26 protein-coding genes and 2 tRNA genes are annotated in these 22,503 nt (G+C 62.8%); 14 read left to right on the forward strand and 14 right to left on the reverse strand.

The features are described 5' to 3' along the window. Positions 1–63 precede the first annotated feature (63 nt). Positions 64–648, reverse strand: a complete 585-nt coding sequence (locus P6U23_RS19920; protein WP_407174164.1) for an HdeD family acid-resistance protein — start codon at positions 646–648, stop codon at positions 64–66. Positions 649–887: 239 nt separating this feature from the next. On the opposite strand from P6U23_RS19920, the gene P6U23_RS19925 reads away from it, so the two are divergent. From P6U23_RS19925 to P6U23_RS19940, 4 genes are all read left to right on the forward strand, one after another. After that, entirely contained in the window at positions 888–1,925 is a 1,038-nt protein-coding gene (locus tag P6U23_RS19925) for a 2-keto-3-deoxygluconate permease (RefSeq protein ID WP_407174166.1), read from the forward strand. Between the two features lie 29 nt (positions 1,926–1,954). Continuing rightward, entirely contained in the window at positions 1,955–3,235 is a 1,281-nt protein-coding gene (locus tag P6U23_RS19930) for a four-carbon acid sugar kinase family protein (RefSeq protein ID WP_407174168.1), read from the forward strand. Next, entirely contained in the window at positions 3,232–4,230 is a 999-nt protein-coding gene (gene pdxA, locus P6U23_RS19935; RefSeq protein WP_407174170.1) for a 4-hydroxythreonine-4-phosphate dehydrogenase PdxA, read from the forward strand. Before P6U23_RS19930 ends, pdxA begins: the two co-directional genes overlap by 4 nt. Positions 4,231–4,378: 148 nt before the next feature. After that, positions 4,379–5,146, forward strand: a complete 768-nt coding sequence (locus tag P6U23_RS19940; RefSeq protein WP_407174172.1) for a DeoR/GlpR family DNA-binding transcription regulator — start codon at positions 4,379–4,381, stop codon at positions 5,144–5,146. A 76-nt stretch (positions 5,147–5,222) separates the two neighbouring features. Here the strand turns inward: P6U23_RS19940 and P6U23_RS19945 are convergent, their stop codons facing one another. Together P6U23_RS19945 and P6U23_RS19950 are read right to left on the reverse strand one after the other, a co-directional pair. Beyond that, positions 5,223–6,230 carry a PrsW family glutamic-type intramembrane protease gene (locus P6U23_RS19945; RefSeq protein WP_407181525.1) on the reverse strand — a complete coding sequence of 336 codons (1,008 nt, stop codon included), beginning with the start codon at positions 6,228–6,230 and terminating at the stop codon, positions 5,223–5,225. Positions 6,231–6,328: 98 nt separating this feature from the next. Next, positions 6,329–6,601 (reverse strand): hypothetical protein, encoded by a 273-nt coding sequence (locus P6U23_RS19950; protein WP_407174174.1) that lies wholly within the window; start codon positions 6,599–6,601, stop codon positions 6,329–6,331. A 324-nt stretch (positions 6,602–6,925) separates the two neighbouring features. On the opposite strand from P6U23_RS19950, the gene P6U23_RS19955 reads away from it, so the two are divergent. Further along, positions 6,926–7,795, forward strand: a complete 870-nt coding sequence (locus P6U23_RS19955) for a sulfite exporter TauE/SafE family protein (RefSeq protein ID WP_407174176.1) — start codon at positions 6,926–6,928, stop codon at positions 7,793–7,795. Between the two features lie 184 nt (positions 7,796–7,979). Here P6U23_RS19955 and P6U23_RS19960 read toward each other — a convergent pair whose 3' ends face one another. Continuing rightward, positions 7,980–8,258, reverse strand: coding sequence for a hypothetical protein (locus P6U23_RS19960; RefSeq protein WP_407174178.1), 279 nt, complete (start codon positions 8,256–8,258; stop codon positions 7,980–7,982). 197 nt (positions 8,259–8,455) lie between these two features. Here P6U23_RS19960 and P6U23_RS19965 point away from each other — a divergent pair, with 197 nt between their 5' ends. Continuing rightward, on the forward strand, positions 8,456–8,749 hold the full coding sequence (locus P6U23_RS19965) for a hypothetical protein (RefSeq protein ID WP_407174180.1): 294 nt from the start codon (positions 8,456–8,458) through the stop codon (positions 8,747–8,749). Between the two features lie 28 nt (positions 8,750–8,777). On the opposite strand, the gene P6U23_RS19970 is transcribed toward P6U23_RS19965, so the two are convergent. The 4 genes from P6U23_RS19970 to P6U23_RS19985 form a co-directional block, all read right to left on the reverse strand. Next, complete coding sequence (locus P6U23_RS19970) at positions 8,778–9,527, reverse strand: hypothetical protein (protein ID WP_407174182.1); 750 nt, start codon at positions 9,525–9,527, stop codon at positions 8,778–8,780. A 278-nt stretch (positions 9,528–9,805) separates the two neighbouring features. Next, positions 9,806–11,038, reverse strand: a complete 1,233-nt coding sequence (locus tag P6U23_RS19975) for a Zn-dependent hydrolase (RefSeq protein ID WP_407174183.1) — start codon at positions 11,036–11,038, stop codon at positions 9,806–9,808. Between the two features lie 101 nt (positions 11,039–11,139). Continuing rightward, on the reverse strand, positions 11,140–11,406 hold the full coding sequence (locus P6U23_RS19980; RefSeq protein WP_407174184.1) for a DUF3551 domain-containing protein: 267 nt from the start codon (positions 11,404–11,406) through the stop codon (positions 11,140–11,142). Positions 11,407–11,504: 98 nt separating this feature from the next. After that, the gene (locus tag P6U23_RS19985) at positions 11,505–11,666 is read right to left on the reverse strand and encodes a hypothetical protein (protein ID WP_407174186.1); all 162 of its coding nucleotides are present in this window, start codon (positions 11,664–11,666) and stop codon (positions 11,505–11,507) included. 522 nt (positions 11,667–12,188) lie between these two features. Here P6U23_RS19985 and P6U23_RS19990 point away from each other — a divergent pair. Beyond that, on the forward strand, positions 12,189–12,551 hold the full coding sequence (locus P6U23_RS19990) for a hypothetical protein (protein ID WP_407174188.1): 363 nt from the start codon (positions 12,189–12,191) through the stop codon (positions 12,549–12,551). A 162-nt stretch (positions 12,552–12,713) separates the two neighbouring features. Here the strand turns inward: P6U23_RS19990 and P6U23_RS19995 are convergent, their stop codons facing one another. Further along, a complete protein-coding gene (locus P6U23_RS19995) occupies positions 12,714–13,898 on the reverse strand; it encodes a serine hydrolase (RefSeq protein WP_407174190.1) in 1,185 nt (394 codons plus the stop codon). A gap of 390 nt (positions 13,899–14,288) precedes the next feature. Beyond that, positions 14,289–14,363: transfer RNA gene (locus P6U23_RS20000), tRNA-Glu, on the reverse strand. Between the two features lie 280 nt (positions 14,364–14,643). On the opposite strand from P6U23_RS20000, the gene P6U23_RS20005 reads away from it, so the two are divergent. Continuing rightward, a complete protein-coding gene (locus tag P6U23_RS20005) occupies positions 14,644–14,898 on the forward strand; it encodes a PilZ domain-containing protein (protein ID WP_407174192.1) in 255 nt (84 codons plus the stop codon). 103 nt (positions 14,899–15,001) lie between these two features. Here P6U23_RS20005 and P6U23_RS20010 read toward each other — a convergent pair whose 3' ends face one another. Then, the gene (locus tag P6U23_RS20010; protein WP_407174194.1) at positions 15,002–15,637 is read right to left on the reverse strand and encodes a glutathione S-transferase family protein; all 636 of its coding nucleotides are present in this window, start codon (positions 15,635–15,637) and stop codon (positions 15,002–15,004) included. A 127-nt stretch (positions 15,638–15,764) separates the two neighbouring features. Then, positions 15,765–16,217: a VOC family protein gene (locus tag P6U23_RS20015; protein WP_407174196.1), complete on the reverse strand. Its 453-nt coding sequence runs from the start codon at positions 16,215–16,217 to the stop codon at positions 15,765–15,767. Positions 16,218–17,336: 1,119 nt separating this feature from the next. On the opposite strand from P6U23_RS20015, the gene P6U23_RS20020 reads away from it, so the two are divergent. Then, positions 17,337–17,684: a GrlR family regulatory protein gene (locus P6U23_RS20020; protein WP_407174198.1), complete on the forward strand. Its 348-nt coding sequence runs from the start codon at positions 17,337–17,339 to the stop codon at positions 17,682–17,684. A 481-nt stretch (positions 17,685–18,165) separates the two neighbouring features. Further along, positions 18,166–18,444 carry a hypothetical protein gene (locus P6U23_RS20025; protein WP_407174200.1) on the forward strand — a complete coding sequence of 93 codons (279 nt, stop codon included), beginning with the start codon at positions 18,166–18,168 and terminating at the stop codon, positions 18,442–18,444. Between the two features lie 99 nt (positions 18,445–18,543). On the opposite strand, the gene P6U23_RS20030 is transcribed toward P6U23_RS20025, so the two are convergent. After that, positions 18,544–19,068, reverse strand: coding sequence for a hypothetical protein (locus tag P6U23_RS20030; RefSeq protein ID WP_407174202.1), 525 nt, complete (start codon positions 19,066–19,068; stop codon positions 18,544–18,546). A 56-nt stretch (positions 19,069–19,124) separates the two neighbouring features. Here P6U23_RS20030 and P6U23_RS20035 point away from each other — a divergent pair, with 56 nt between their 5' ends. The 4 genes from P6U23_RS20035 (at position 19,125) to P6U23_RS20050 (ending at position 21,636) form a co-directional block, all read left to right on the forward strand. Further along, positions 19,125–19,388, forward strand: coding sequence for a hypothetical protein (locus tag P6U23_RS20035; RefSeq protein ID WP_407174204.1), 264 nt, complete (start codon positions 19,125–19,127; stop codon positions 19,386–19,388). Between the two features lie 149 nt (positions 19,389–19,537). Next, positions 19,538–20,296 carry an SIR2 family NAD-dependent protein deacylase gene (locus P6U23_RS20040; protein WP_407174206.1) on the forward strand — a complete coding sequence of 253 codons (759 nt, stop codon included), beginning with the start codon at positions 19,538–19,540 and terminating at the stop codon, positions 20,294–20,296. Positions 20,297–20,544: 248 nt separating this feature from the next. Further along, positions 20,545–21,210 carry a cold-shock protein gene (locus tag P6U23_RS20045; protein ID WP_407174208.1) on the forward strand — a complete coding sequence of 222 codons (666 nt, stop codon included), beginning with the start codon at positions 20,545–20,547 and terminating at the stop codon, positions 21,208–21,210. Positions 21,211–21,559: 349 nt separating this feature from the next. Then, positions 21,560–21,636, forward strand: a tRNA-Pro gene (locus P6U23_RS20050). Positions 21,637–22,011: 375 nt separating this feature from the next. Here the strand turns inward: P6U23_RS20050 and P6U23_RS20055 are convergent. Continuing rightward, on the reverse strand, positions 22,012–22,362 hold the full coding sequence (locus P6U23_RS20055) for a hypothetical protein (RefSeq protein WP_407174210.1): 351 nt from the start codon (positions 22,360–22,362) through the stop codon (positions 22,012–22,014). Between the last annotated feature and the right edge of the window lie 141 nt (positions 22,363–22,503).

The following is a 22,503-nucleotide window of genomic DNA, read 5'->3' on the forward strand; positions in this document are numbered from 1 at the left end:
TGGCGAAGGTGATCATGGCTGTCCTCTTAGCGCAGCAGTTACCCCTTGTCATCCAAAAAAACATCAGGCCTGCCGGGCGGCCAGCGCCATTCCGATCAGCGTGGTCCCGCCGAAGACAAGGTTAATGCCTACCAAGATCCCGATCGCCCATGCCGCCGATCCCGGCAGGCCCGAGATGATGATGAAGGCGATCACGATATCGACGAGGCCGGCGACAAGCAGCCAGCCCGAGCGCTCCGACAATTCGCGCCGATGCTCCAGCGCATACATGATGGTGGCGACACCCTCGGCGAGGAAGTAGACGCCGATCACCAGGGTGAGGGCATAGATACCCTGCGCGGGCTGTGCCAGCAGGATGACACCAGCGATGATGGCGAGGATCGCCGAGATCAGCGACCACCAGAAGCCTGGCATGGCCCGGGCCCAAAAGGTCAGCATCAGGCCGGCGATGCCGCTGATCAAGAACATCCAGCCGAGAAAGATCGTAACCGCAAGGCTGGCGAGAGGCGGCACGATGATGGCGGCAAGGCCGAGGATCACCAGCAGAATGCCCTCGATCAAGAAGGCCTTCCAATGGTCGCGGACCGCGGCCCTCATTTCGGATTGCAGCCGACGGATGTCTTCGCTGGTGTCTCGAGGAAGGGTCATCTCGGGTCTCCGGACCGACATTGCAGGCCAATCTCTGGCGTTCCTATCTCGCAATCAATCGCATTCTGAGCGAGTTCCATTTTGGTCGTTGATTGCCCATACAGCCCTTTTTTGCGTAGAATGCGCATAAAATCTTGAATAGCGCGCGATTAGCGCATAAATAATGCACGTTTGCTCGTTTTTTTGGCAGAAATGCGCAAATTGGTTGAGTGTGCGCGGTGCGCGGGAGAAAAACAGAAATGCAGCTTCCAATTAAGCGAGCGATCGAGAAGGTGCCTGGCGGGATGATGGTGGTCCCGCTGTTGGTTGGGGCGCTTATTGCGACCTTCTTTCCCGATACCCCGAAGTTTTTTGGCTCCTTCACCGGCGCACTGTTCTCTGGCGCACTGACGATCCTCGCCGTGTTTTACGTTTGCATGGGCGCAAGCATCGACTTCCGCGCGACCCCCTACATCATGAAGAAGGGCGGCACCCTGCTGATCGTGAAGGTTGGCGTTGCCGTTGTCCTCGGCCTGATCTTCGGCCGCATTTTGGGAGAAGCGCCGGTCGCAGCCGGGATGTTCGCGGGTGTCTCGACCCTCGCGATCGTCGCGGCCATGAACGACACCAATGGCGGTCTCTATATGGCGTTGATGGGCCAATATGGACGTCCGCGTGACGTCGGCGCCTATACCATCATGTCGCTGGAGAGCGGTCCTTTCCTTACCATGATTACCTTGGGCGTCGCTGGCCTCTCGGCATTTCCATGGCAGACCCTCGTGGGCGCTATCTTGCCTCTGGTGGTGGGCATGATCATCGGCAATCTCGATCGCGAGATGCGCGACTTCCTGGGCCGCGCAGTGCCTGTGATGATCCCGTTCTTCGCCTTCGCGCTCGGCGCCGGCCTCGATCTGTCGAAGGTCTGGCAGGCCGGTCTACTCGGCCTCGGCATGGGGGTGGGCGTGGTCGTTGTGACCGGCATCCCACTGTTCTTCGCCGATCGCATCACCGGCGGGAATGGCGTCGCGGGTGTTGCGGCGGCCTCGACGGCTGGCAATGCGGCGGCCGTCCCGGCGATTGTCGCCGCGGCCAATCCGGCCTATGCGGACGCGGCACGGCCTGCGACTATCCTCGTCGCGGCGTGCGTCGTGGTTACCGCAATCCTCGTGCCGATCGTCACCGCCTGGATGGCCCGCGTCATTGGTAGCGACGTCGAGCAGGCCGCAGAAGAGGACGTGGCTGCTGCCGGCAAGATGACCCTCGCAGCGCGCTCGGCCGTTGCCGAGGCAGGTCACTGAAGATGGCCCCTAAAGCGTTTTCGAGCGAAATGAGTATCAGTTCGCGTCAAGAAAATGCGTCAAGCCAGAGCTGGCTGATCGTCGCTGACGATCTCACCGGTGCCGCGGACTGTGCGATCGCCTTCGGTAGAAGGGGGCGTGCGGCTGCGGTGACGTGGGGTGAGGTGACCGACGCGTCGGGTTACGAGCTGCCCGTCCTGGCATACGATGCAGCGAGTCGCGGCCTTTCGGCCGAGGCCGCTGCAGCCCGCCATGCCGATGTGCTGGCGCGCATGTGCGAACCCGGACGTATTCTTTTCAAAAAAATTGACTCGACGCTGCGGGGGCAACCTGCGGCCGAGACTGCCGCCGCGCTTGCGCATCTCAAGTCACGGTCGGGGCCGGCCCTCGGCGTGTTCGCGCCGGCCTTTCCGGCCACCGGCCGCACTACCATTGACGGGCGCATCCTGGTCAAAGGCCGCCCTCTCGAGGAGGCCGAGGTCTGGCGGCGCGACCACACCTATCCGAATGCCGATCTTGTCGACGTTCTCGCGACCGGGGCCATTCGCGGTGAGAAGGTCAAGCTCGCTGCCGTGCGCGGTGGCGATCTCAAAGCCACGTTCGCGAGGCTCGCCGGGGAGGGCGATGTGGTCGCAGCTTGCGACGCCGAGACTGACCACGATCTGCATTTGATTGCGGAGGCGAGCCTGCATGCATCGCCCGCAACCTTCTTCATCGGCAGCGCCGGCCTCGCGCATGCGCTGGCCGGCCTCGAAGTCAGACATGCCGTCGAGCCGCTGCGCATTCCGACGAGCGCATCCGGCACACTGATCGTGGTGGGCTCGCTCGCCGGCGCGTCTCGCGTCGCCGCGCGCGAGCTGGAGGCGACCGGCACGGTGGCGCATTTGCCGATCGCGCCGGAGACGCTGCTCAACGATGGTGCCGGCCGGGCGGCGCTCGCCGCGGACGTGATGAAACGACTTGCCGGCGGCGGCGATGCATTGGTTGAGATCATGATGGATGATCACCCCGACATGTCGCTGGGCCCGGAGCTCGCTCAGGCTCTCGCCGACGCTCTGGAGGCCGTCGCACCCATGATCGGCGCCTTTGCTGCGACCGGGGGCGAAACCGCCGCGGCGATGCTGTCGCGCTTCGGCGTCAACGGCATCCGCCTTGCCGACGAAATCGAGCCGGGCGTGTCGCTCGGCCTCACTCTTGGCCGATTGTCCGTTCCGATCGCCACCAAAGCGGGCGCGTTCGGTGACGAGCAAAGCCTTATCCGCATCAGCGAGCGCCTTCGCGCCGTCCGAACCAGAGGAAGTTTCATATGACTCGTCCGACCATTGCGATCACCATGGGAGATCCGGCCGGTATCGGGCCCGAGGTGATCATGAAGGCGCTGGCGCAGCCGGAGGTGCACGCGATCTGCAATGCGCTGGTGATCGGCGATGCCAACCGTCTTCGAAACGCCGGTCAGATCGTCGGCGTGTCGCTTAAGGTCGCGGCGTTGAGCGACGCGAAGGAGGCGAATTTTGCGTCGAAGGCCGTGCAGTGCGTTGACCTGAAGCTGGTTCCGGACGATCTGCCGTTCGGCAAGGTGTCGGCGACGGCAGGTGAGGCGGCCTATCGCTATATAGAAAAAGCCGTGCAGGTGGTGCAGGCAGGGCTCGCGCAGGGCATCTGCACCGCGCCGCTCTCGAAGGAAGCGCTGCATGCGGCCGGCCACAAATATCCCGGCCATACCGAGCTCTTGGCGCATCTGACCGGCACGCCGGAAGTGTCGATGATGCTGGTGTCGCCGAAACTCCGCGTCATTCACGTGACCACGCATATCGGCCTGCTCGATGCGATCGAGAAGATCGAGCCCGGCCTCGTCGAGCGTGTCATCGCACGCGGACATGACGTGCTGGCGCGCGCCGGCATCGCCAATCCGAAGATCGGCGTCTGCGCCATCAATCCGCATGCCGGCGAGAACGGGTTGTTCGGTCGCGGCGAGGAAGCCGCGAAGATCACGCCGGCCGTGGAAGCCTGTCAGCGCAAGGGCTGGGATGTGCGGGGCCCCCTCCCTGCCGACACGCTGTTCTTCCTGGCCGGCCGCGGCGACTACGACATGGTGGTCGCGATGTATCACGATCAGGGCCATGGACCCATCAAGGTGCTCGGGCTGGAAGCCGGCGTGAACATCACTGTTGGCCTGCCTGTGATCCGCACCTCGGTCGATCACGGGACCGCCTTCGACATTGCGGGCAAGGGTATCGCTGACGAGCGCAGCCTGATCGAGGCGCTGCGGCAGGCGGTCGATCTCGCGCCGAAGAAGGCGGCTTGAGGGCGACACCCGCCATGCGGGCTCCTCAGGACGAGGAGCGAGATGTGAGTTAAGTGCTCATATTGCACGGCCGATGCATCGTGATATCCATCGGCCGTGCCGCGAGGCCGAGCTCGGCTGACCGCAATGAATCTGGGGCTGAGGTTCGATGTCGATGCGCAGCAAGGAGCGTCACGCTCGTCTGTTGGAAGCACTGAACGCGGGAGAGATCGACGTCGACGATCTCGCGCGGCGCTTCGACGTCTCCGCCTCCACCGTGCGGCGCGACCTGCAGCATCTCTCCAAGAACAATGCTGTGCGCCGTACCTATGGCGGCGCCATCCTCACCGCCCACGCGAACGAGACGACGCTCGAGCAGCGCCTTGCGGTTCAAGGCGAACAGAAGCAGGCGATCGCGCGCGCGGCGATCGATCTGATCGAGGACGGCGATACCCTGATTCTCGATGCCGGCTCGACGGTCGCAGCCTTCGGCCGACTGCTGCAGCAGCGGCGGCTGCGCATCATCACCAACAACCTTGCCCTGCTGCCCTTCCTCGCGAAGGCTCCGGCCATAGAGCTGGTTGTGCTGGGCGGCGTGCTGCGCACCAACAGCATGAGCACCATGGGGCCGCTCGCCAATGAGGCGTTGCGGCGCATGACCGCGGATCGCGCCGTCATGAGCGCCGACGGCGTGGTGAATGGCCGTGGCCTGTGCGAGGCGGATCTCGAGCAGGTCGCACTGAAGTCGCTGATGATGCAGCAGTCGAAAGAAGTCCTCGTTCTCGCCGACGCCAGCAAGCTCGGCCGAGCCGAACAAATGGCCTGGGCGCCGCTGCCGCCGCGCTGGACTCTCGTGACTGATGTCGGCGCATCTGAGGAGCAGTGCAAGGGTCTCGCCGATGCGGGAGCGCGCGTGATTGTTGCTGGCGTCCGCTGAGCCGGCATCGCAATCTTCCTCGTGATCGGAGAAAACATCCGACCGAGGTGGGGGCGCGGTAGAAAGAATCGCTGAATTAGATGGTGGTGCGCAGCCGGCTGCGACCGAGAAGATAGATCGCGGTTGTGACAACCAAAAGCGCGCTGCCGAGCAGGATGGAGGTGAACCCGACGGGTACGAGCACGATCGTCATGTTGCGCTCGGGGTTGAGCAGCCAATGGTGCACCGAGGTCAGCACGAAAGCGAGCCCGGCAAATCCGGCGCCCCCGCCGATCATCAGCAGCGCCCACATCCGCCGCAATTGGCTCAAACGCTCCCGTGCGACTTTGGTCCGGGGCGCATGATGACGGGCAACCCGCCGCACGAGGCGCGCGGCGAACGCAATCGATGAAAACCCGATCAGCATGCTCGTTGCGCCAAACCACAGCCTGGCCGACGGGGCGAGATCCGGATATTTCTGCAGCATCAGCAGCGGGAAATCGAAAGCGGCGTGCAGCGCGAGCGGTCCGATCAGCATCAGGATCCAGCTCGACATGCGCGCCCAGTCACGGTGGTAGCGGTGGGCACCGAGCGCGGTGCCGGTACGCGCGATCGCGAGATAGGCGCCGGCGATAATGCCGAGCGCGCCATGGAAGGGCACGGTGAGCACGCTGCGCAATGCCGCGAGCGAGCGCCACATCTCCGCGTGCTGCACGAGATAGGCGAGGTTTTCGTAGGCCGCAAAGCCCAGTCCGGCCGCCGCACCGTACACCACCGTGTCCATGGGATCATCGAGCGGCCGGCGTCGCGCCGAGACGGCGAAGATGACCAGGATCTTCACCGTTTCCTCCGGCAGTGCGACGCCGAACAGCGAATGCACGATCTGCGCGAGCCAGGGGTTGTCCGGCGCTATGACGAGATCCCGGAACGGTGCACGCAAGATACCCAACAGCGAAATGCTGCCTGCGCCGAGCAGAAAGGCACCCCACACCTTGGCAGGCGACCCCGGGCGCTCGCCGGCGGCGATCACGAGCCACAGGATCAGGAGCGCGGGCGCGACCGCTGCGGTACCGATGGACGTCGGGAGTGAGGCAAGTAGGTTCATATGGGTGGCAAAATAGGCCATATTTTCGGGTTAGCTACCCCGGTGGTGCGACCTTATGCCTCCGTCGGCGGTACCGAGTGCCCGACGACGGGCCGCCTTTAGCAACCGCGGCAAATATTGCGCAGTTGCGCCCTGACCTGCGCCTCGTCGTCATTTTGCGGGTCCGCATAGCCGGTCGCGTCGGGGCTACTGCTGGAAATCGGGCGCGATGGTTTCGGTAACGGAATGGGGTAGGTGGCGATCGGCGGGTTGATTTTGTCGTAACAGGTGAGTCGCAAGGCCGGATCTGTAATAGTCTTGCAGTCCTGCGTCGCGGCCTGCGCGACCTGTGAGAACGCGCAAAGCGCGATTAGCGCGGCTGGAAATCTCATCAGCGGACCTTCCTTCGGCGTCAGGCGTGCTCAAGGATGGCCGGCCGGTCGCCGAATCCTGATTAGCCAGTCAAATCAATGGTTTTGGAGATTGTTTGAAGAACAAAATGCATGACTTCGCGCGTTCTGTCTATAAGTGAATTCTTTAAGAACGCGGAACCGCGGCTCGCAGATTTGCTTTGAGCATCTTCCGAATGGCCGCGCGGCACGGACGGGTTCGAGACGTTCGTTGGTGAGCTGAACCCGATATGGATCGACGCCGGCTGATGGAGGTGCGAGCAACATCGATGCGAACGACGGCTCGCCGCTGATTGGACAACGACGATGCATTCCCTCGACATTGCCGTCATCGTCTTGGCCGGGGTCGCGCTGTTTGCGGCCTTCGTCAATGGCGCGATCGGTTACGGGTTTTCATCGCTCACGGTCCCGCTTGCGCTCATCTTCTACACAAATCGCATCCTCAATCCGGCCGTCGTGGTCGTGGAGGTGCTGATCAATTTCTATGTGCTTTTGATCAACCTGAAGGGTGTGCCGAGCGTCTGGAGACGGGTGTTTCCGATTCTGGCGGGGCTTTTGCCCGGCATTGCCGTCGGCTCCATCGCGCTTGCCTCACTGCAGCCCGGCTGGGTCAAATTCGCGACCTACACGATCTTCCTACCGCTGATCTTGATCCAGGCCGCAGGCTGGCGCCGCCCCATTCAATCGACCTGGCTGGTCGGGTTGCCCTTCGGCACGATGCTGGGCGTGCTGTATTCGGTCACGACCATCTCAGGCCCGCCGCTGGCAATCCTGTTCAACAATCAGGGCCTGGTCAAAAACGAGTTTCGGGCCGGCCTGGCCCTGGTCCGCGCCGTCGAGTCGAGCGTCACCGCGATCGCTTATTACAAGCTCGGCCTCTTCATCACCGAGAGCGCGCAACTGCTCTACGTGTTCATTCCAAGCGTTGCGGTCGGCATCCCGCTGGGCGCCCTTCTGATGCGCCGGGTTGATCCCGAGACCTTTCGGCGCATCTGCATGAGTTTTGACGCCTGGGTGGTCGGATTTGGCCTTTCGCGGACGCTGATCGAACTCAACTTGATGCAGAGCCCGTGGGCCTACGCCGTCATGCTGGCGACGATCCTGATCGACGTCTGGTTATTGTACCTGTTCTTCGCCAGGCGGGCCGCCGCCAGGAGCGCTCAGGACAAGCTGTAAGCCTTCGCGTAGCCGGAACGCGCGTCGCGAGCCTAGTGTTGTTTCTCTGACATCTGATTCACTCGGTGTCACTCCGGGGCTCGCGAAGCGAGAACCCGGGATCTCGCGCCACAACCTCTGGATTCCGGGTTCAGCCCTGCGGGCTGTGCCCGGAATGACGGAAGGGATTGTCAGAGTCACAACACTAGTTGTGGGCCGCGCCGGTCTTGGCGTTCGCCTTCGACGACTTGGCCGTAGCGGTCTTGGGGGCATCGGTCGTACGCACCGCGCCCCAGGGATCGCTTGGACCCCGGTCTGGAATATTGCCGAGAGATCGCTGATAGGCGCGATCAGCTTCTTTTTCGGCCTCGATATCGGACTGCGATCTTTCCTTGTCCGTTTCCCCATAGCGCGGAACGTGCTGCTGGGCGAAAGCCGACGTGGCCGATAGCGCGATCATCGCCGCGGCAATAAAAATGCGCATGAATGGCTCCCCCGATCCTGACCAACTCAAGCCTAGACGCGGGTTGTGTCTAAAGCACGATCACGCCAGCAGCGAAATCCCCAAAACCTACTGCCGTGCTCACCGCGGCGATTGTGCGCTGCATACAACCCTGCGTGATGGCCGGAACCCCTTATTAGACTGGCCGTTGCTCTCTCCGAAACGGGAGGGAGCCTGCCATGAACAAGTTTTCCATCCTGTGCATCGTGCTTTGCGCGAGCCTTTCGGGCGCCGCGGCGTCCGCGCGCGGGCAGGGCGGTGGCATGGGCATGCACAGTTCATCCACGTCCGGCGGTGTGTTCGGTAGCAGCGCGGCTGCGCCCGGCACCAACTCGCTGGGCACGGCGCTGCCGTCATCCGGCCGGGGCAACGGTCGGATGAAGGGGCCACCCCTTGGGACCGGCAATGCGGCTGTCGACCGCGAAGACGCCAGGGTCTCCAAGATGGTGGAATCGATCTGCCGCGGCTGCTGAGGAAAGGCTTGTCGAGAAGCCCGGTTTCTCAGAAGCCCACGTGCTCGTTGATATAGAAGGTGTTGAGGATCGTGATGCGGGGCTGATCGGTCTGGATGGTCGGACGGCCGTGCCAGCTCATTTTCTTCAACGTGTGATAGGCCTTCAGCACCACGAAGGCGTATCCGACATTGGGCAGGAACGGAATCGTCTTCACCGGCTCCAGGCAATAGGAGCCGGGGTGCAGCAGGCCTTTCAGCGAGGCTTGGTACAGCGTTGTCCCCAACGCCTGTTGGCTCGCATCGGTCGGACAATAAAGCTGCATCGTCACGACCTTCTTGCGCGTGTCCGGATGCGGCTTGATCTGATAGCCGTCCCGGTCCCGGTAGACGACCGGCTTTGCCACCAGCTTCAGCGCATCGGGACCGGCGACCTTGTCGCCGCGGGCGCGAATTTCCAGCCCGTCATGAAGCCTGGCGCGGATCGCGTTCTCGACCTCTTTCGAGGTCAGCATGGTCGAGACCGCAGCCCAGGCTTCGCGCAGTTCGGGATCGATCTTGTCGACATTGTCGCCGTAGAGCCGCAGCGCCATGCGCGTGCCGGTCCCGGTGATTGGGTCATAGCCCCGGGTGGGAATATGCCGCACCAGATCCCGGTAGAAATCGGCCGGGAAGAAGTCCCGAAAGACGATGTGCGGAAAGGGCAGGGCGAAGTGATCGGCGGCCTTGATGCTGGCAACCGCGTGCGCGGTGAGTTCGCCGGCGAGGTCGGATGGTGCCGCTTTCGCAAGTGCTGGCATGGAAATCCCCCAAAGACGCCCCCACGGCGCAGTTTGCCTTCTGGGCCGGTCGAGCGTCAACGAGCTTCGTGACGCAAGTGGATGGAACCGCTCTATAAGCGGAGCCGGGCCCGCGAGAGCGCCTCTCGGCGGTTCCCGCTCAGCCCGGCGATGAGCGGCGCAGCTATATCAGTCGCGGCGGTCCTTGTCGCCCAAGGCGAGGCCGTCCGAGATCAAATCTGGTTGCATCTTGTTAGCTTTCGCCGCTTGCGCGCTTACTTCTTGCGCCGCCTCTGCGGTCACTTGGCGAGCAGCCGCCGGCACGCGTCGACAAAGACCTGCGCGCCCGTGACGATGTCCTCGTCGGCCGTATTTTCATGCCAATGATGGCTGATGCCGCCGATCGAGGGCACGAATAGCATGCCGGCCGGCATGATGGTGGCCAGCACCTGCGCGTCGTGGCCGGCACCGCTCGGCATGCGCAAGGATTTGCCGCCCGCAAGGGCGTCGCTCGCATCCTCGATCGCCTGCTGGAAGGCGGCATCCATCATGGCAGGAGCGCCTTTGCGGATGCACTCCACCACCACCTCGCAGCGGCCCTGTGCGTTGACCTCATGGGCCATGCCGTGCAGCGCCGCCTCCAGGCGCGCGACCACGGATGGATCGTCGTCGCGAATCTGGAACAGCATTTCGGCCCGGCCCGGGATGATGCTCGGCGCGCCCGGATCGAGCGTGATGCGGCCCGCGGTCCAGACCGTGCGCGGCCCGCACAGCTTGGGAAAGCGCTCGTCGATCGCGACGCAGAACCTGGCGAGCGCCAGTCCCGCGTCCTTGCGAATGGCCATCCGCGTGGTGCCGGCGTGGTTCTGCTCGCCGCTGAAGGTGATGCGGTATTGCCAGATGCCGACGATGGAGGTGACAATGCCGATCTTGAGGCGGGAGCTTTCCAGCGTTTCGCCTTGCTCGATATGCGCCTCCAGATAGCCGATATGGCGTCCTCGCTCGGCCGTGACGAGCGCTCGTCCCGCAAGCCCGACGGCAGCAAGGGAATCCCGCATCGTGCGGCCGCTGGTGCGGTCGCGCGCGGCATCGATATCGGCTTCCGTGACGCCACCGACATAGGATCGGCTGCCGAGGAAATGACCGAAATGACCTTCCTCATCGCACCACGCCGCCACCTCGACCGCGCCCTTGATGTCAGGATCGGGATTGAGAACGCGCGCCGCTTCGAGCGCATAGACGACGCCGAGTGGTCCATCGAGCCAGCCCGCGTAATTCTGGCTTTCCAGATGCGAGCCGGCGAGCAGCTTGGCTCCGGCTTTGGCGCTGGTGCTCACCACATTGCCGATGCCGTCGATCGAAGCGGTCAAGCCCGCGGCCGGCAATTGCTCGATCAGCCAGTGAAGCGAACCCATATGCGCGTCCGAAAAGGTCGGCTTATGGACGCCGGTCTTGTAAGCGCCGATCGCGCGCAGCGCGTTGAGATCGGACAAGACGCGGGCGCCATCGACGGGCAAGGACGTGTCGGGCATGGAGGAGCACCTCTTGCAAATCGCAGGACCGGTGCAGCATTCCATTCAGACTGCGCGACAGATGGCAACCGCCATCATGCGCGATGCGCCTGGTCCCGCGCTCACTGGTGATGATGCATTCGAACCGTTGGCCGGCGCCGCGGCCCCTGGGGCGCGAAAAACGGATTGACTATGCATTGCGCCGAGCGGCCCGAGGCCGACGCTTGACACTGCGCCATCGAGGTATAGCCGCAGGCAACGTAGCCGCCATTGATGCCGTAGACCTGCAGGCAAACCGGATAGTTCGGGTCATACATCTGAGCCCGCACCGGCGCTGCGGTGGTGAGAATGGCGGTCACCAGGACCGCCACAGAAAGGATGGTCTTCACGATCTGCTCGCAGAATCGGCTGTTCGATCGACACTGAGCCTGAGTGCGAATCTCGGGCCCGCACCATCTTACGATCCTGGCTAGTCGATGGAAGCCGTTCAGGCCACGACGCTTTGGCTGGACGCGGTCTGGGTGCCGGTGCTGGCCGTCCCCTTGGCGGTGTAGCCTTGGCTGCTCGCCGTTGCGCTGGCCGTAGTTTGGACCTCGGTCGTGCCGTCGGAATAGGTGATGGTCGTGGTGGTGATGCCATTCACGGTCACCGAGACCTCGCTGACGATGGTCTTGCTTGAGGATGACGAACCTCCACCCGTCGCCCCGCTTCCAGCGGTGGATTGCGACGATGAGGCAGACTGGGACGACGCGGTTGCAGATGGGGACGATGCGGTCGCGGTTGTGACCGAACCAATGGCAGAGATGGACATAGGAGACCTCGGGGAGACCGATGAGGGGCAAGCGCGGTTTGCGATCCGCTCGATGCTTGAACGCGGATCTCCGACAAAGCAGGCGCGGCAATTGCGGGGTGACGGCGGGTTCCTCGCTTGGGCTTTCGTCGCGTTCGCATCATCTCGCGAGGGCGACCAGCCGGCGGTGTCGCTAACAACCCCGGCGGGCTGCTTTCCAAGTTTCGGCAGTCGGCGCGGGCCCGATCGTGTCAAGCGGAACGTCTTGGGCGCGCTGCATTGCAGCCGCATTACCTCCACTGAATGGTCTCGTCGAAATCAGACGCTAACCAAATTTTGCGGCTAAGAGTTTTGCTAGCTTTCACCTCTAAAGGAGTGTCCATGCGCATCCTTACGGCATCGGTGATTATTGCAGTCGTCTTCCTCGGGATACCGGCTTTCGTGCAGGCACAAGGAGTGTCCTCGCAATCGCAGGTACCGGTACCGACACCGCCTGCTCAGCCCAGCACGGTCATACGGAGCATACAGGTCGTCGATATCAAGGAACTGAAACCGGAGGTTCGCGCAAAGATCGATCAAATCGTCGCGAACACGAGTGCAGAAGATCTGCAGTCACTTCGGAAGTCCATCGACGCGACGCCGGAGGCGGCATCCGTGCTTAAGGCCAAGGGCCTGAGTTCGTCGCAGGTCGTCGCCATCAACCTTGCCGATGGGGTCCTGACGATGATTACCAAGGCAGCCTGACATCAGGTAGCTTTGGACCGGGTCGACCACCTTTCCACGGTATGAGAATTTCGTTCCGTCCAAAGCGGTCCGCCGATCTGAACCGGCGGGTTGATGCAGGCACATAGCCCCAGTCGTCATCCCTTTGCCTCATACCCGCTTATTGGAGAACACAAGCTTGATCTAATTGGCATCCCGTTCGTTGCGAGATTGCCTGCTCAACAGTCGCGCCAAGGCGGGCAGCACGCGGTAGCGGGCGATCTCGTGCGGAAACTCGCCGCGGTTGGCAAGCAGGAGCACGCCAAGCTTGCGGGCCGGCACAAGCCCCATATAGGCGGTGGCGTTGTTGAGGCCGCCGGGCTTGTCGACAATGCCGATGCCGTCCACGTCGACATTTTCCCAGGCCATGGCCTGTCCGAATTGCCCGCTGACGCGGAACATCTCCTTCTGCGTCATCCGCAAGGCCTGGCCTAGCTGCGGGTCGGCCGCGCTGCCGTCGAGGCAGGCGGAAAGGAAGATGGAAAGATCCCGTGCCGAGGAGAACATCTGCCCGGTCCCCGGAAAGTCGTAATAGCTCTGCTGACTGCCCGGCGGGCCGATCGCGGTGCCCTTGTCGGAATAGCCCTGAACGACGCGCTGCATCAGCTCCGGACCCATGATGGCACGATTGTCCGGCCCACGCTCGGGGATGAGCGTCGCCGTCATGCCGAGCGGCGTCAGGATCCGCTGCTCGATGAGCTTGCCGATCGGGAGTCCGTAGCGACGCTCCAGCGCGAGCTGGAGCAGTACGTAACCGGCGTGGCTGTAGATGCGCTGCTTGCCTGGCGCTGCGTCCGCGCCCGGCCTCCACGCATTGAGCAGGTCGAAAAATCCGGCCAGGGAGTAGGACTCATTGGGCCAGGGCGGATGGTCGGTTGGCAGCAGCAGGCCGGATGTATGCGTGGCGAGCTCGCCGATCGTGATCCGGCGCAGATCATCGCTGCGCAATTCGCCGACATATTTGCTGACGGGGTCGTCCAGGCTCAATTCGCCGCGCAGCGTGCCGAGCGCGACCAGCGTCGCCTCGAACACTTTGCGCAAGGAGGCAAGATTGAACAGCGTATCCGGTGTGACGCGCCGCCGCGCGGCCTCGTCGGCGAGACCGTAATTGAAGAAGCGCGTATGCCCGGCGGCGTAGACGGCAAAGGCGACGCCACCCGGATCGTCTTCCGTCGCCGCGGACGCGATATCGCGGGCGACGATGTCCTCGACCTGAGAGTCCAAGGCGGAATCTGCGACGGCCCCTCGCGGCAGGACAAGCAGTGGAACAAGCAGGAGCGCCAAGCTTCCGGCGGCGTAATGCCGCCACGTCATCAGAACCGGTTTCATGTACACGTCGCCCGCAGTTCGCCCACGGCTCGTCGTCCATCAGCGGATTGGAGCTGACGGTCGAGCATGAGAGGTCCGCGGTGCAGTGGTGGTTGCCCGAGTGATATTTCGGGTCCAACGCGCTAAGCGTTGTGATCGGTCCCTGCGCGCACGATTGTTTGATCAAGGCGCGTGTGTGGAGGCTCGACGCTCCCCGTCGAGCGCGTCGCCGTGGCGTCAGCCGGGCGTTATTGGTCTCGTCGAACAGGCGCTGACATTTGCGCTCCCTGCAGCTTCGAGGCGGGAGCTTGCTCGGACGTTTCCGGCAACGTCAGGGCGCGCTGGCGGATTTCCCCAACCGAAGCACATCCAACGAGGCGGAATGTCGTTTTGCTAAGTAGTTGAAATGGCTGGCGCTCCCTAGCGGAATCGAACCGCTCTCTCCACCGTGAAAGGGTGGCGTCCTGACCGATAGACGAAGGGAGCAAAACGCCCTGCCACGACGGAACGCTCGTGGCTTCGCGCAAAGCCTTGCAAACTGCCGGTAAATCGTTGTTTTCAGGCGAAGATCGACCGGGCCGGACCGGCGGAGGGCGGCTTTCGCCACGGCTCGCCGGCCGGCGAACGTATAGAGGCGTTTGCGCGGAGGGGCAAGACGGCGCGGCAACCATCTTGATCGCTGCCCACAAGGCGCTTTTTGCATTGAAAAATCAACAGTTTTTAAAGATTGCGGTGGTTAGCCCTAGCGCTTCGGGAGAGCCGGACGATGGCGCCGACGAGAAAACGAGACAGCCGCAAGCTTTTCGGGCAACCCGCCTGGATCACCCTCGAGGGCGGATTCGCGGCGCGCCAGTGCGTGATCGCCGATATCTCGTCATCCGGCGCGCGGCTGGTGCTCGACGACATCAATATCTTGCCCGCCAGACTCCGCCTGGCCTTCGCCCGCGACGCCCGCACGGGGCGGACCTGCCAGGTGGTCTGGCGCCGCGGCAAATCGGTGGGCGTCAAGTTCGTCAGGTAGCCGTAGGGCCGTCATTCCGGTGCGTGAAGCGCAGATCCGAAATCTCGAGAGTCGGGGTTCGATGCTGTCGCATCGCCCCGAATGACGGGCGATATGGGCGACCTCACGACATCGGCGGCGCGACGTATTGCTTGAACCCAGGCCGCTCGGCGATGAGTGCCAGCCAGCGCTCCAGATGCGGCTGCCCGGGCCGCGTGATGCCCTCGACCCCGAGCCAGCGCCGCGCATAAGCGCCGAGGGCGATGTCGGCGAGGCTGAACTCGTCGCCTTCGATATACCGCCGCGTCGACAGATGATGCTCGGCGACCCGCCAGACCTCGGCGGCCGCATCGGCATCCTTTTGGATCGCGGCCATGTCGCGGCTCTCCGGCGGCGTCCGCACCAGGGCCCAGAACACCGGACGATCGACCGGCTGCACCGTGGAGAGCGTCCAGTCCAGCCAGCGCTCGACCGCGGCGCGCCGTTTCGGTTCCTGCGGATAGATGGGCGTTTCCGGCCGATAGGCGAGGCAGAGATAACGCATGATGGAATTGGATTCCCACAGCGCATAATCGCCGTCGACCAGCGTCGGCACGCGCGCGTTGGGATTCATCGCGAGATAATGAGGCTCGCGCGTGTGGCCGAACTGCATGCCGGCATCGATGCGCTCGAAGGGAAGGTCGAGCTCGGCGAGGCACCACAGCACTTTCTGCACATTGACCGAATTGGCCCGGCCCCAGATCGTCAGTCCCTGACTCACGGCGCGCTCCCGTCGCATACGCTTTTTACTCGGGTCACTGTCTTAAAGCGCGCGAGGCCAAAATGCAAAAGGCCCCGCGGTTGAGGCGGAGCCTCTTGTGCCGGAAAGCGCTCGGATCTTCCGGCTGCTACCAGTGGCCGGTATTCGGCATCGATGCCCACGGCTCGGCCGGCGGCTTGGGCTCGCCCTTCTGCAACAGCTCGATCGAGTGCAGGTCGGGCGAGCGCACGAAGGCCATGTTGCCGTCGCGCGGCGGGCGGTTGATGGTGATGCCCATCTTCATCAGCTTCTCGCAGGTCGCGTAGATGTCGTCGACCTCATAGGCGAGGTGGCCGAAATGGCGGTCTTCGCCGTATTTCTCCTCGTCCCAATTGTAGGTGAGCTCGACCAGCGGCGCGCCGCGCGTCGGCGGCAGCGACTTCAGCGCCGCCTCGTCCTCGGGCGCGCACAGAAACACCAGTGTGAACCTGCCTTTATCGTTTTCGATCCGGCGGACTTCCTTCAGCCCCAGCGCATCGCGATAGAATTTCAGCGCGGCATCGAGCTTGTGGACGCGCAGCATGGTGTGGAGAAAGCGCATGTTCGTTGTCTCCCTTGAGGGCCGGTTGGTTGCGGGAGGGTTCTTAGCAGCAAAAGCATGCAAAGGGCAGGGTCGCGGACCTGCGACGGCTCGCCCGTTGCGATCAAATTCGCTCCATTGGCCGGCCTTTGCGCCGCAAGATGTGCGGAAGCTCGCCGCGGCTGATGCTTCGGTTCCTCTCCGTACTTCTCCGGATATATGTGTGCCCGGCAAAGCACAACCGGTTGGTTGCGTTGGCTTGACCGTGAGGCCGCGATTGCGGCGGAATCAACGAATCAACTAGACCCCGAGGCGGGGCTGGGAAGCGGAGAGTAACGAATGAGAGTCGCTTCCTTGGAAAGTGTATTGGCGGCGGCCACGCTGGTGTCGGCCATCGTCGTCGTGCTGTGGGGAATCAAGATTCTCCACGGCGCGTGAACTGACAGGAGCCTGCGTCGAATAAGAAGCCTCCATTCAAGAGGTCCGCGACTGAGGCGTCTTCCGCGGCGGCGGAAGCCTGCAGTTCAGGCAGAAAGACGGAGCGTTGGCAGGCGTTCGACTTTTCTTACGTCGCGCCGCGATGATCGCGTTTCCGTTTACGGCCCGGGATTCGCGCCTTCGATTTACGACCTGATTTACCATCCAGGCGCAGCACTGCAGCGTTCGGTCGCGCGGACGCGTTGCAGAAAAGAGTCACGTCGTCACGACGACAACAAAGCGGGTGAAAGTCGTTGACGACGAATCGATTGCGGCTCAAAGCTTGCGCCATCACCAATGCGTATTGTGTTCGTTGTCGGCCGCCGCTGATGCGCGCGGGCCGGAAGGAATCTTTGGTCCAAGGGTCTCATGCATTTTGGCTTCTACATGATGATCGCAGCACTCGTTCTGATGGGTCTCGAGGTCGTTTACGCGCTTTATCAATTGGCAACTTTCGTTCTCTGACTCCCGCGATCGGGGCTGCCCGTCCCGCGCCGGCATGGACGACTTCGTCGTGCAACCAGTGATGCGCGCGCCGATCGAGACCGGCCGGCGGACCTGGACCGCCCGCCGGCGAGCGGCCGGCAATCAGAGGCGCGCGGGGTCCGCTCGACGCGGCCGCCGGCCGGCTGTATGTTGTGGAGGAGAGGGGGCAACGATCCCATGCGGAACGGGCTCTATTCCATCCACATCCAGATGCTTGATGGTGTGGAGGGCCGCGACAGCGGCATCATCATCTTGCGTGATGGCAAGCTGATCTCGGGTGGCCCCTATTTCTGGTCGGTCGGCACCTATAAGAGCGGCAACGGAACCTGGAAGGGCGAACTCGCCACGAACCAGCACACGGAATTTCCGGATCCATTCGTTCGCCCGCTGTTCGGCGGCAAAGAAGTGACCAGCGGTTTTTCAGGGACCTTTTCGGACGATCATGCTGAAGTATTCGGCACGACGCTGGTGGGCACCCGCAGCCTGAGCTTTCATGCAACCTTAAAGCGCCTCGCGGATATCTGATGCGCAGCGCTGCGGTTCACCTCGGGCGGTGAGCGGTTTCGTTATCGTCGCTCGGCGGCTTGTGGTGGATCGCAAGCACGACGAAGCCGGCATAGCCGACGAGATCGATCAGGACTTCCATCCAGGCTGGCACGGGCACACTCCTAAGTTGATAACAACTGCCGAAGGTAGAGTTGGTTCCCGGTCACCCACGGATGGAAGCTGCCGCGCTTTCACATGGCGCGAGCTCTGGCTGTGGCGGCCATTCAGCGGCCATAAAAAACAACCCGCCGACATCCTTGAAAAGATGTCGACGGGCCTTCACGTGCTCTAGCCTCTCCAACAAATCGCATAACGCAGCGCGCATCGCTTCGTTCCCGGCAGCTCGATTTTTCGGATGCCTGGTGGCGTTACGGTTCCGCTTGCACGCAGCAGTTCCCCGAAACCATCGCATGCGGGTTTGCGTTGGGAGCGCAGGGCCACAAGCGAGGAGGAGAAGGGTATGAAAAGAGCTCTCGCGATCTTGGCGACCGCCGCAACGTTGGGCGCGACCACCATGGCCGCGCCGGCACAGGCGCGCGGCTGGGGTCCGGGATTGGCTTTCGGTCTCGCCGCAGGCGCCTTGACCGCAGGCGCGATCGCGGCCACCAGCCCCTATTATTACGGACCGGGTTACTACTACGGGCCGGCTCCGGCCTACTACTATGGTCCGGGCCCCTACGCCTATTACGGCGGTCCGTACTACCATCGGCACCACTACTGGCATCGCCACTACTGGTGATGCAAAGAAGCCCGGAAGCATCCGCTTCCGGGCTTTTTCAGGCGCTCAATTGCTTGGAGCGTTACTTGGCGCGCGAGGCGCGCCTCACGGCCACAAGCGTCACGGCCAAAATGAGGGGCGGCCGCCCTTGCGGGCGTTTTCCATAGTCGTCGTGAAATATTCTTCGCGCTCGCGCTCGAATTTTTCCTGCGTTGCGCGGAAGCTTGCGATGCGCGCGGCGATTTCTTCGCGTTCTTTCGCGAGGCGGTCCTTTTGTTCGGTCATGCCGATCCCTTGTTGTTGGAGTCCTCCGCGCCACGGCATCGGACTCGTGTACTCGACGAGAGTTTGAGTCGTACAACATACATTGCTTATGAGATTGGGGCGCGATTGGGGAAAGAGCGACACGGCATTGTGATGCGTGCGGACGCGATCTGCGATCTGGCGGGAGCTGCGCGCTGTTGGTGGTGGATAAGACGCAAGCCGTCCTTGTCGCAAACGTGGCTTCTCGATACGCAAAAAGATATCGCGACGCGCGACGTGGCTTTCCGCCGGGATCGAAGGGATCGCCGAAGGATCGGGAGCGTGCAATCGATCAGCGGCGCGAGGATGGCCGTTGCGTACCCTTTGCGTTCGCCAATGCATGCAAGGGTGCTGCGATGCATGACGAACAACACACGACGAACAAGAGGGGAGAGCAGATGGCAAAGATCGATCTTGATGCAATGAGCATCGAAGAACTCGCGAACCTGCGCGACCGTGCAATCGAAAAGCTCGCGGAGAAGGTCGCGGCCAGGCAAGCGGAGCTGGAGGCGGAACTCGAGCGCCTGTCGCAATACGGCGGCAAGGCGGCAAAGAAGAAGGAAGCCGCGCCTCCGGTCGCGCGTGCAAAGAAGAGCGAGAAGAGCATCGAGGCCGAGCAGGCCAAGCCGGAAGGCGAACCGCCGGTGGCCGAAGCGGCCTGATTGTGGACGGGCGCGCCCCAATCAAGACTGGCTAACCAGAAAGACGGCTCACCAGCTTTACCGACCGGGAGACTTTGCAAGGCGACGGAAGACGAAATCCTGCTGGCCGTGCTAGATTGAGCGCGGCCAGCACAATCGGTTCATCGTCTATGATCGCATCGGATCTTCGTAGCGGCGTGGAGCGGCTCGGCGAGATGATCGCCGAAGCGTCGACCATCGTTCCCTTCACTGGCGCCGGCATCTCGACGGAATCTGGCATACCTGATTTCCGTTCGCCGGGCGGGTTGTGGACCCGCAACCGGCCGATCCCCTATGAGGAGTTCGTCGCAAGTCAGGAGGCGCGCGACGAATCCTGGCGGCGGCGCTTTGCCATGGAACCGACCTTTGCCGCGGCGAAGCCGGGGCGCGGCCATCGCGCACTCGCCGCGCTTTATCGCGCCGGCAAGGTTCCCGCCGTCATCACCCAGAACATCGACAATCTCCATCAACGCTCGGGTTTCGCGCCCGATCACGTGATCGAACTGCACGGCAACACGACCTATGCCCGCTGCATCGGCTGCGGCAAGATCTATGATCTCATTTGGGTCAAGCAGCGCTTTGATGAGAACGGCGCGCCTGATTGCATCGACTGCGATGAGCCGGTGAAGACCGCCACCATCTCCTTTGGACAAGCGATGCCGGAAGATGCAATGGAGCGCGCTACCGAGCTCGCACAGGCATGCGACCTCTTTATTGCGATCGGATCATCGCTCGTGGTCTGGCCCGCCGCCGGGTTTCCAATGATGGCCAAGGATGCCGGCGCTCGTCTGATCATTATCAATCGCGAGCCGACCGATCAGGACGATATTGCGGATCTGGTGATCCGACACGATATCGGAGAAGCGCTGGGCCCCTTTGTGGGCGACTAGACCCGCGCCCGCAGAGTTGCGTTAGCGCAAGGTCGCCGCTTTAGCGCAAAGTCTAAGGCTCGAGTGATTCGGCCTGTGCAAGCTGTTCATAGGTTCCGACAATTTTGTTTTTTTTCTATGCGCCGCAAGCCGGGATGTTATCTTTTGTTTTGAGAGATTCGCGCGGGTTCATCAGAGAGAATCGTTGATGGCGCGAGTTCGGGTGCCGTCGCGGGTGGCGGACGGCGAATGTTGTGAGGTCCGGATTTATGGGGTCGGACAGTTTTGAGTCCAAGAAGGGCGGAGGTCCCCTGTCGGGTGGGACCGGGGCAAACCGGCTTGGACCGAGTGAATTTTCAAGCACTGGGCGTGACCGTGATCCGGCGATCGAGGCGATCTCCGGATTGGGCGATACCGCCAACCTGGTCGAGATCAGCGGAACCATCAAATGGTTCGACGCCTCGAAAGGGTATGGTTTCATCGTACCAGACAATGGCTGGCCCGACGTGCTTCTGCATGTCACCGTGCTGAGGCGCGACGGCTACCAGACCGCCTACGAGGGCGCTCGCCTGGTGGTTGAATGCGTGCAGCGCGCCAAAGGCTATCAGGCCTTCCGCATCCTCTCCATGGATGAGTCCACCGCGATCCATCCGGCGCAGATGCTGCCGCCGAGGACTCATGTCACGGTTACTCCGACGAGTGGGTTGGAGCGGGCGCAGGTCAAATGGTTCAACCGCCTGCGCGGCTTCGGCTTCCTCACCATGGGTGAGGGCACGCCGGATATTTTCGTGCACATGGAAACGCTGCGGCGGTTCGGCATGACGGAGTTGCGTCCCGGCCAATATGTGCTGGTCCGCTTCGGGCCCGGAGCCAAGGGCATGATGGCAGCCGAGATCCATCCCGAAACCGGCTCGCCCGCGCTGTCTTCGCATTAGTCAAATTCGCGGCGGCAATCTCGAACCGTCATCCCTGGGGCGCGAGCCACTGGGGCCGCGCGGAAGCGAGGTCCGATGACGGGGTCCGCGAGCCTGCAGGGATGAACGGCCCCGCCGCAACCATTCGGCCCGTCACCCTTTCGAGACGGCCGCAGAGCCGGCCAACGGGCCGCGATTGGCGCGGAGCGATGGCGGTCTCCTCATCAGGGTGACAGATCGAGGTAAGGGGCGGGTGGTGTCGACCGGCGAAGCTCGGGATTCAACTGCCGGACCCCAATGACCGGCTCCGCAGGATAGGATTGTGGCCTTGCTGCCGCCGCCTTGAGCGTGTATCTCGCATGGCGAGGAGCGGGGTATAGCGCAGCCTGGTAGCGCGGCAGTTTTGGGTACTGCAGGTCGTTGGTTCGAATCCAGCTGCCCCGACCAAAACCCTTTTCGTTTCAATTGATTGCAGGGTGCGTATTTGAGGGCGGATTAGTTGCGGATGTCCGCGCAGCGCCGAGACCCTCGATCACACAACACGCCGCCCTGCCTCCGCGCTCCTTGTCGGCGTGATCCGCATAGCTCGCAGGCCTTTGCAAGAAAGGTAAGCCCGACGATGACGGCAGCCACTCCAGGCCGACGCCCGTGGTCCGGCGATGCACCTGGACATAAGAGTGATTTGCGGCACCGTGGCCGCTGGCTCGTTGTTCGCGCGCGCCGGCGGTAACAAACATGCGAGGCGGTTCGAACAGCCGCCTCGCATTTCGCTTTCGACGTACGGGCCTGCGGCTTCGGCCGCGCGTGGCGGATTCGATCGTATCAACGAAGGCCGGATTGACCGACACCGGTGAGGTCGGGGCCTGCACGGCGTGACGCCGAATTGTTGGCCGCCAATTCAGACCAGGGAAGGGCGCCCGACGGCCTCTGGATGGATCGGCTCATGGCGAGAACGACCGCAGCCCCCACGAGCGCCATCAGAATCATCGGCAGCAAGCCGAGCGCAAAGCTACCCGTCTGGTCCTTGATGAAGCCGAGCAGGAAAGGCGCGACAAAGCCGGAGACATTCGCGAGCGAATTGATCATGGCGATCCCTGCAGCCTTGTTCGCGGGGCTGATCCATTCGGATACGAGAGCCCAGAACGGCCCCTTCACTCCAAAGCCGCCCGTCATCGCGACACACAGCGCGACGACCACGAGGCCAAGGTAAAAACCCGTTTCATGAGGCGCTTCAAGCTGATTTGGGCCGTCCAGTCCCCCGCGAAAAAATATTTCTCTTTCGTTTTTTTGCGAAATTGAGGGTTAATGAGCGCC

It is taken from the genome of Bradyrhizobium sp. STM 3562 (genome assembly GCF_045571435.1).
Lineage (GTDB): Bacteria > Pseudomonadota > Alphaproteobacteria > Rhizobiales > Xanthobacteraceae > Bradyrhizobium.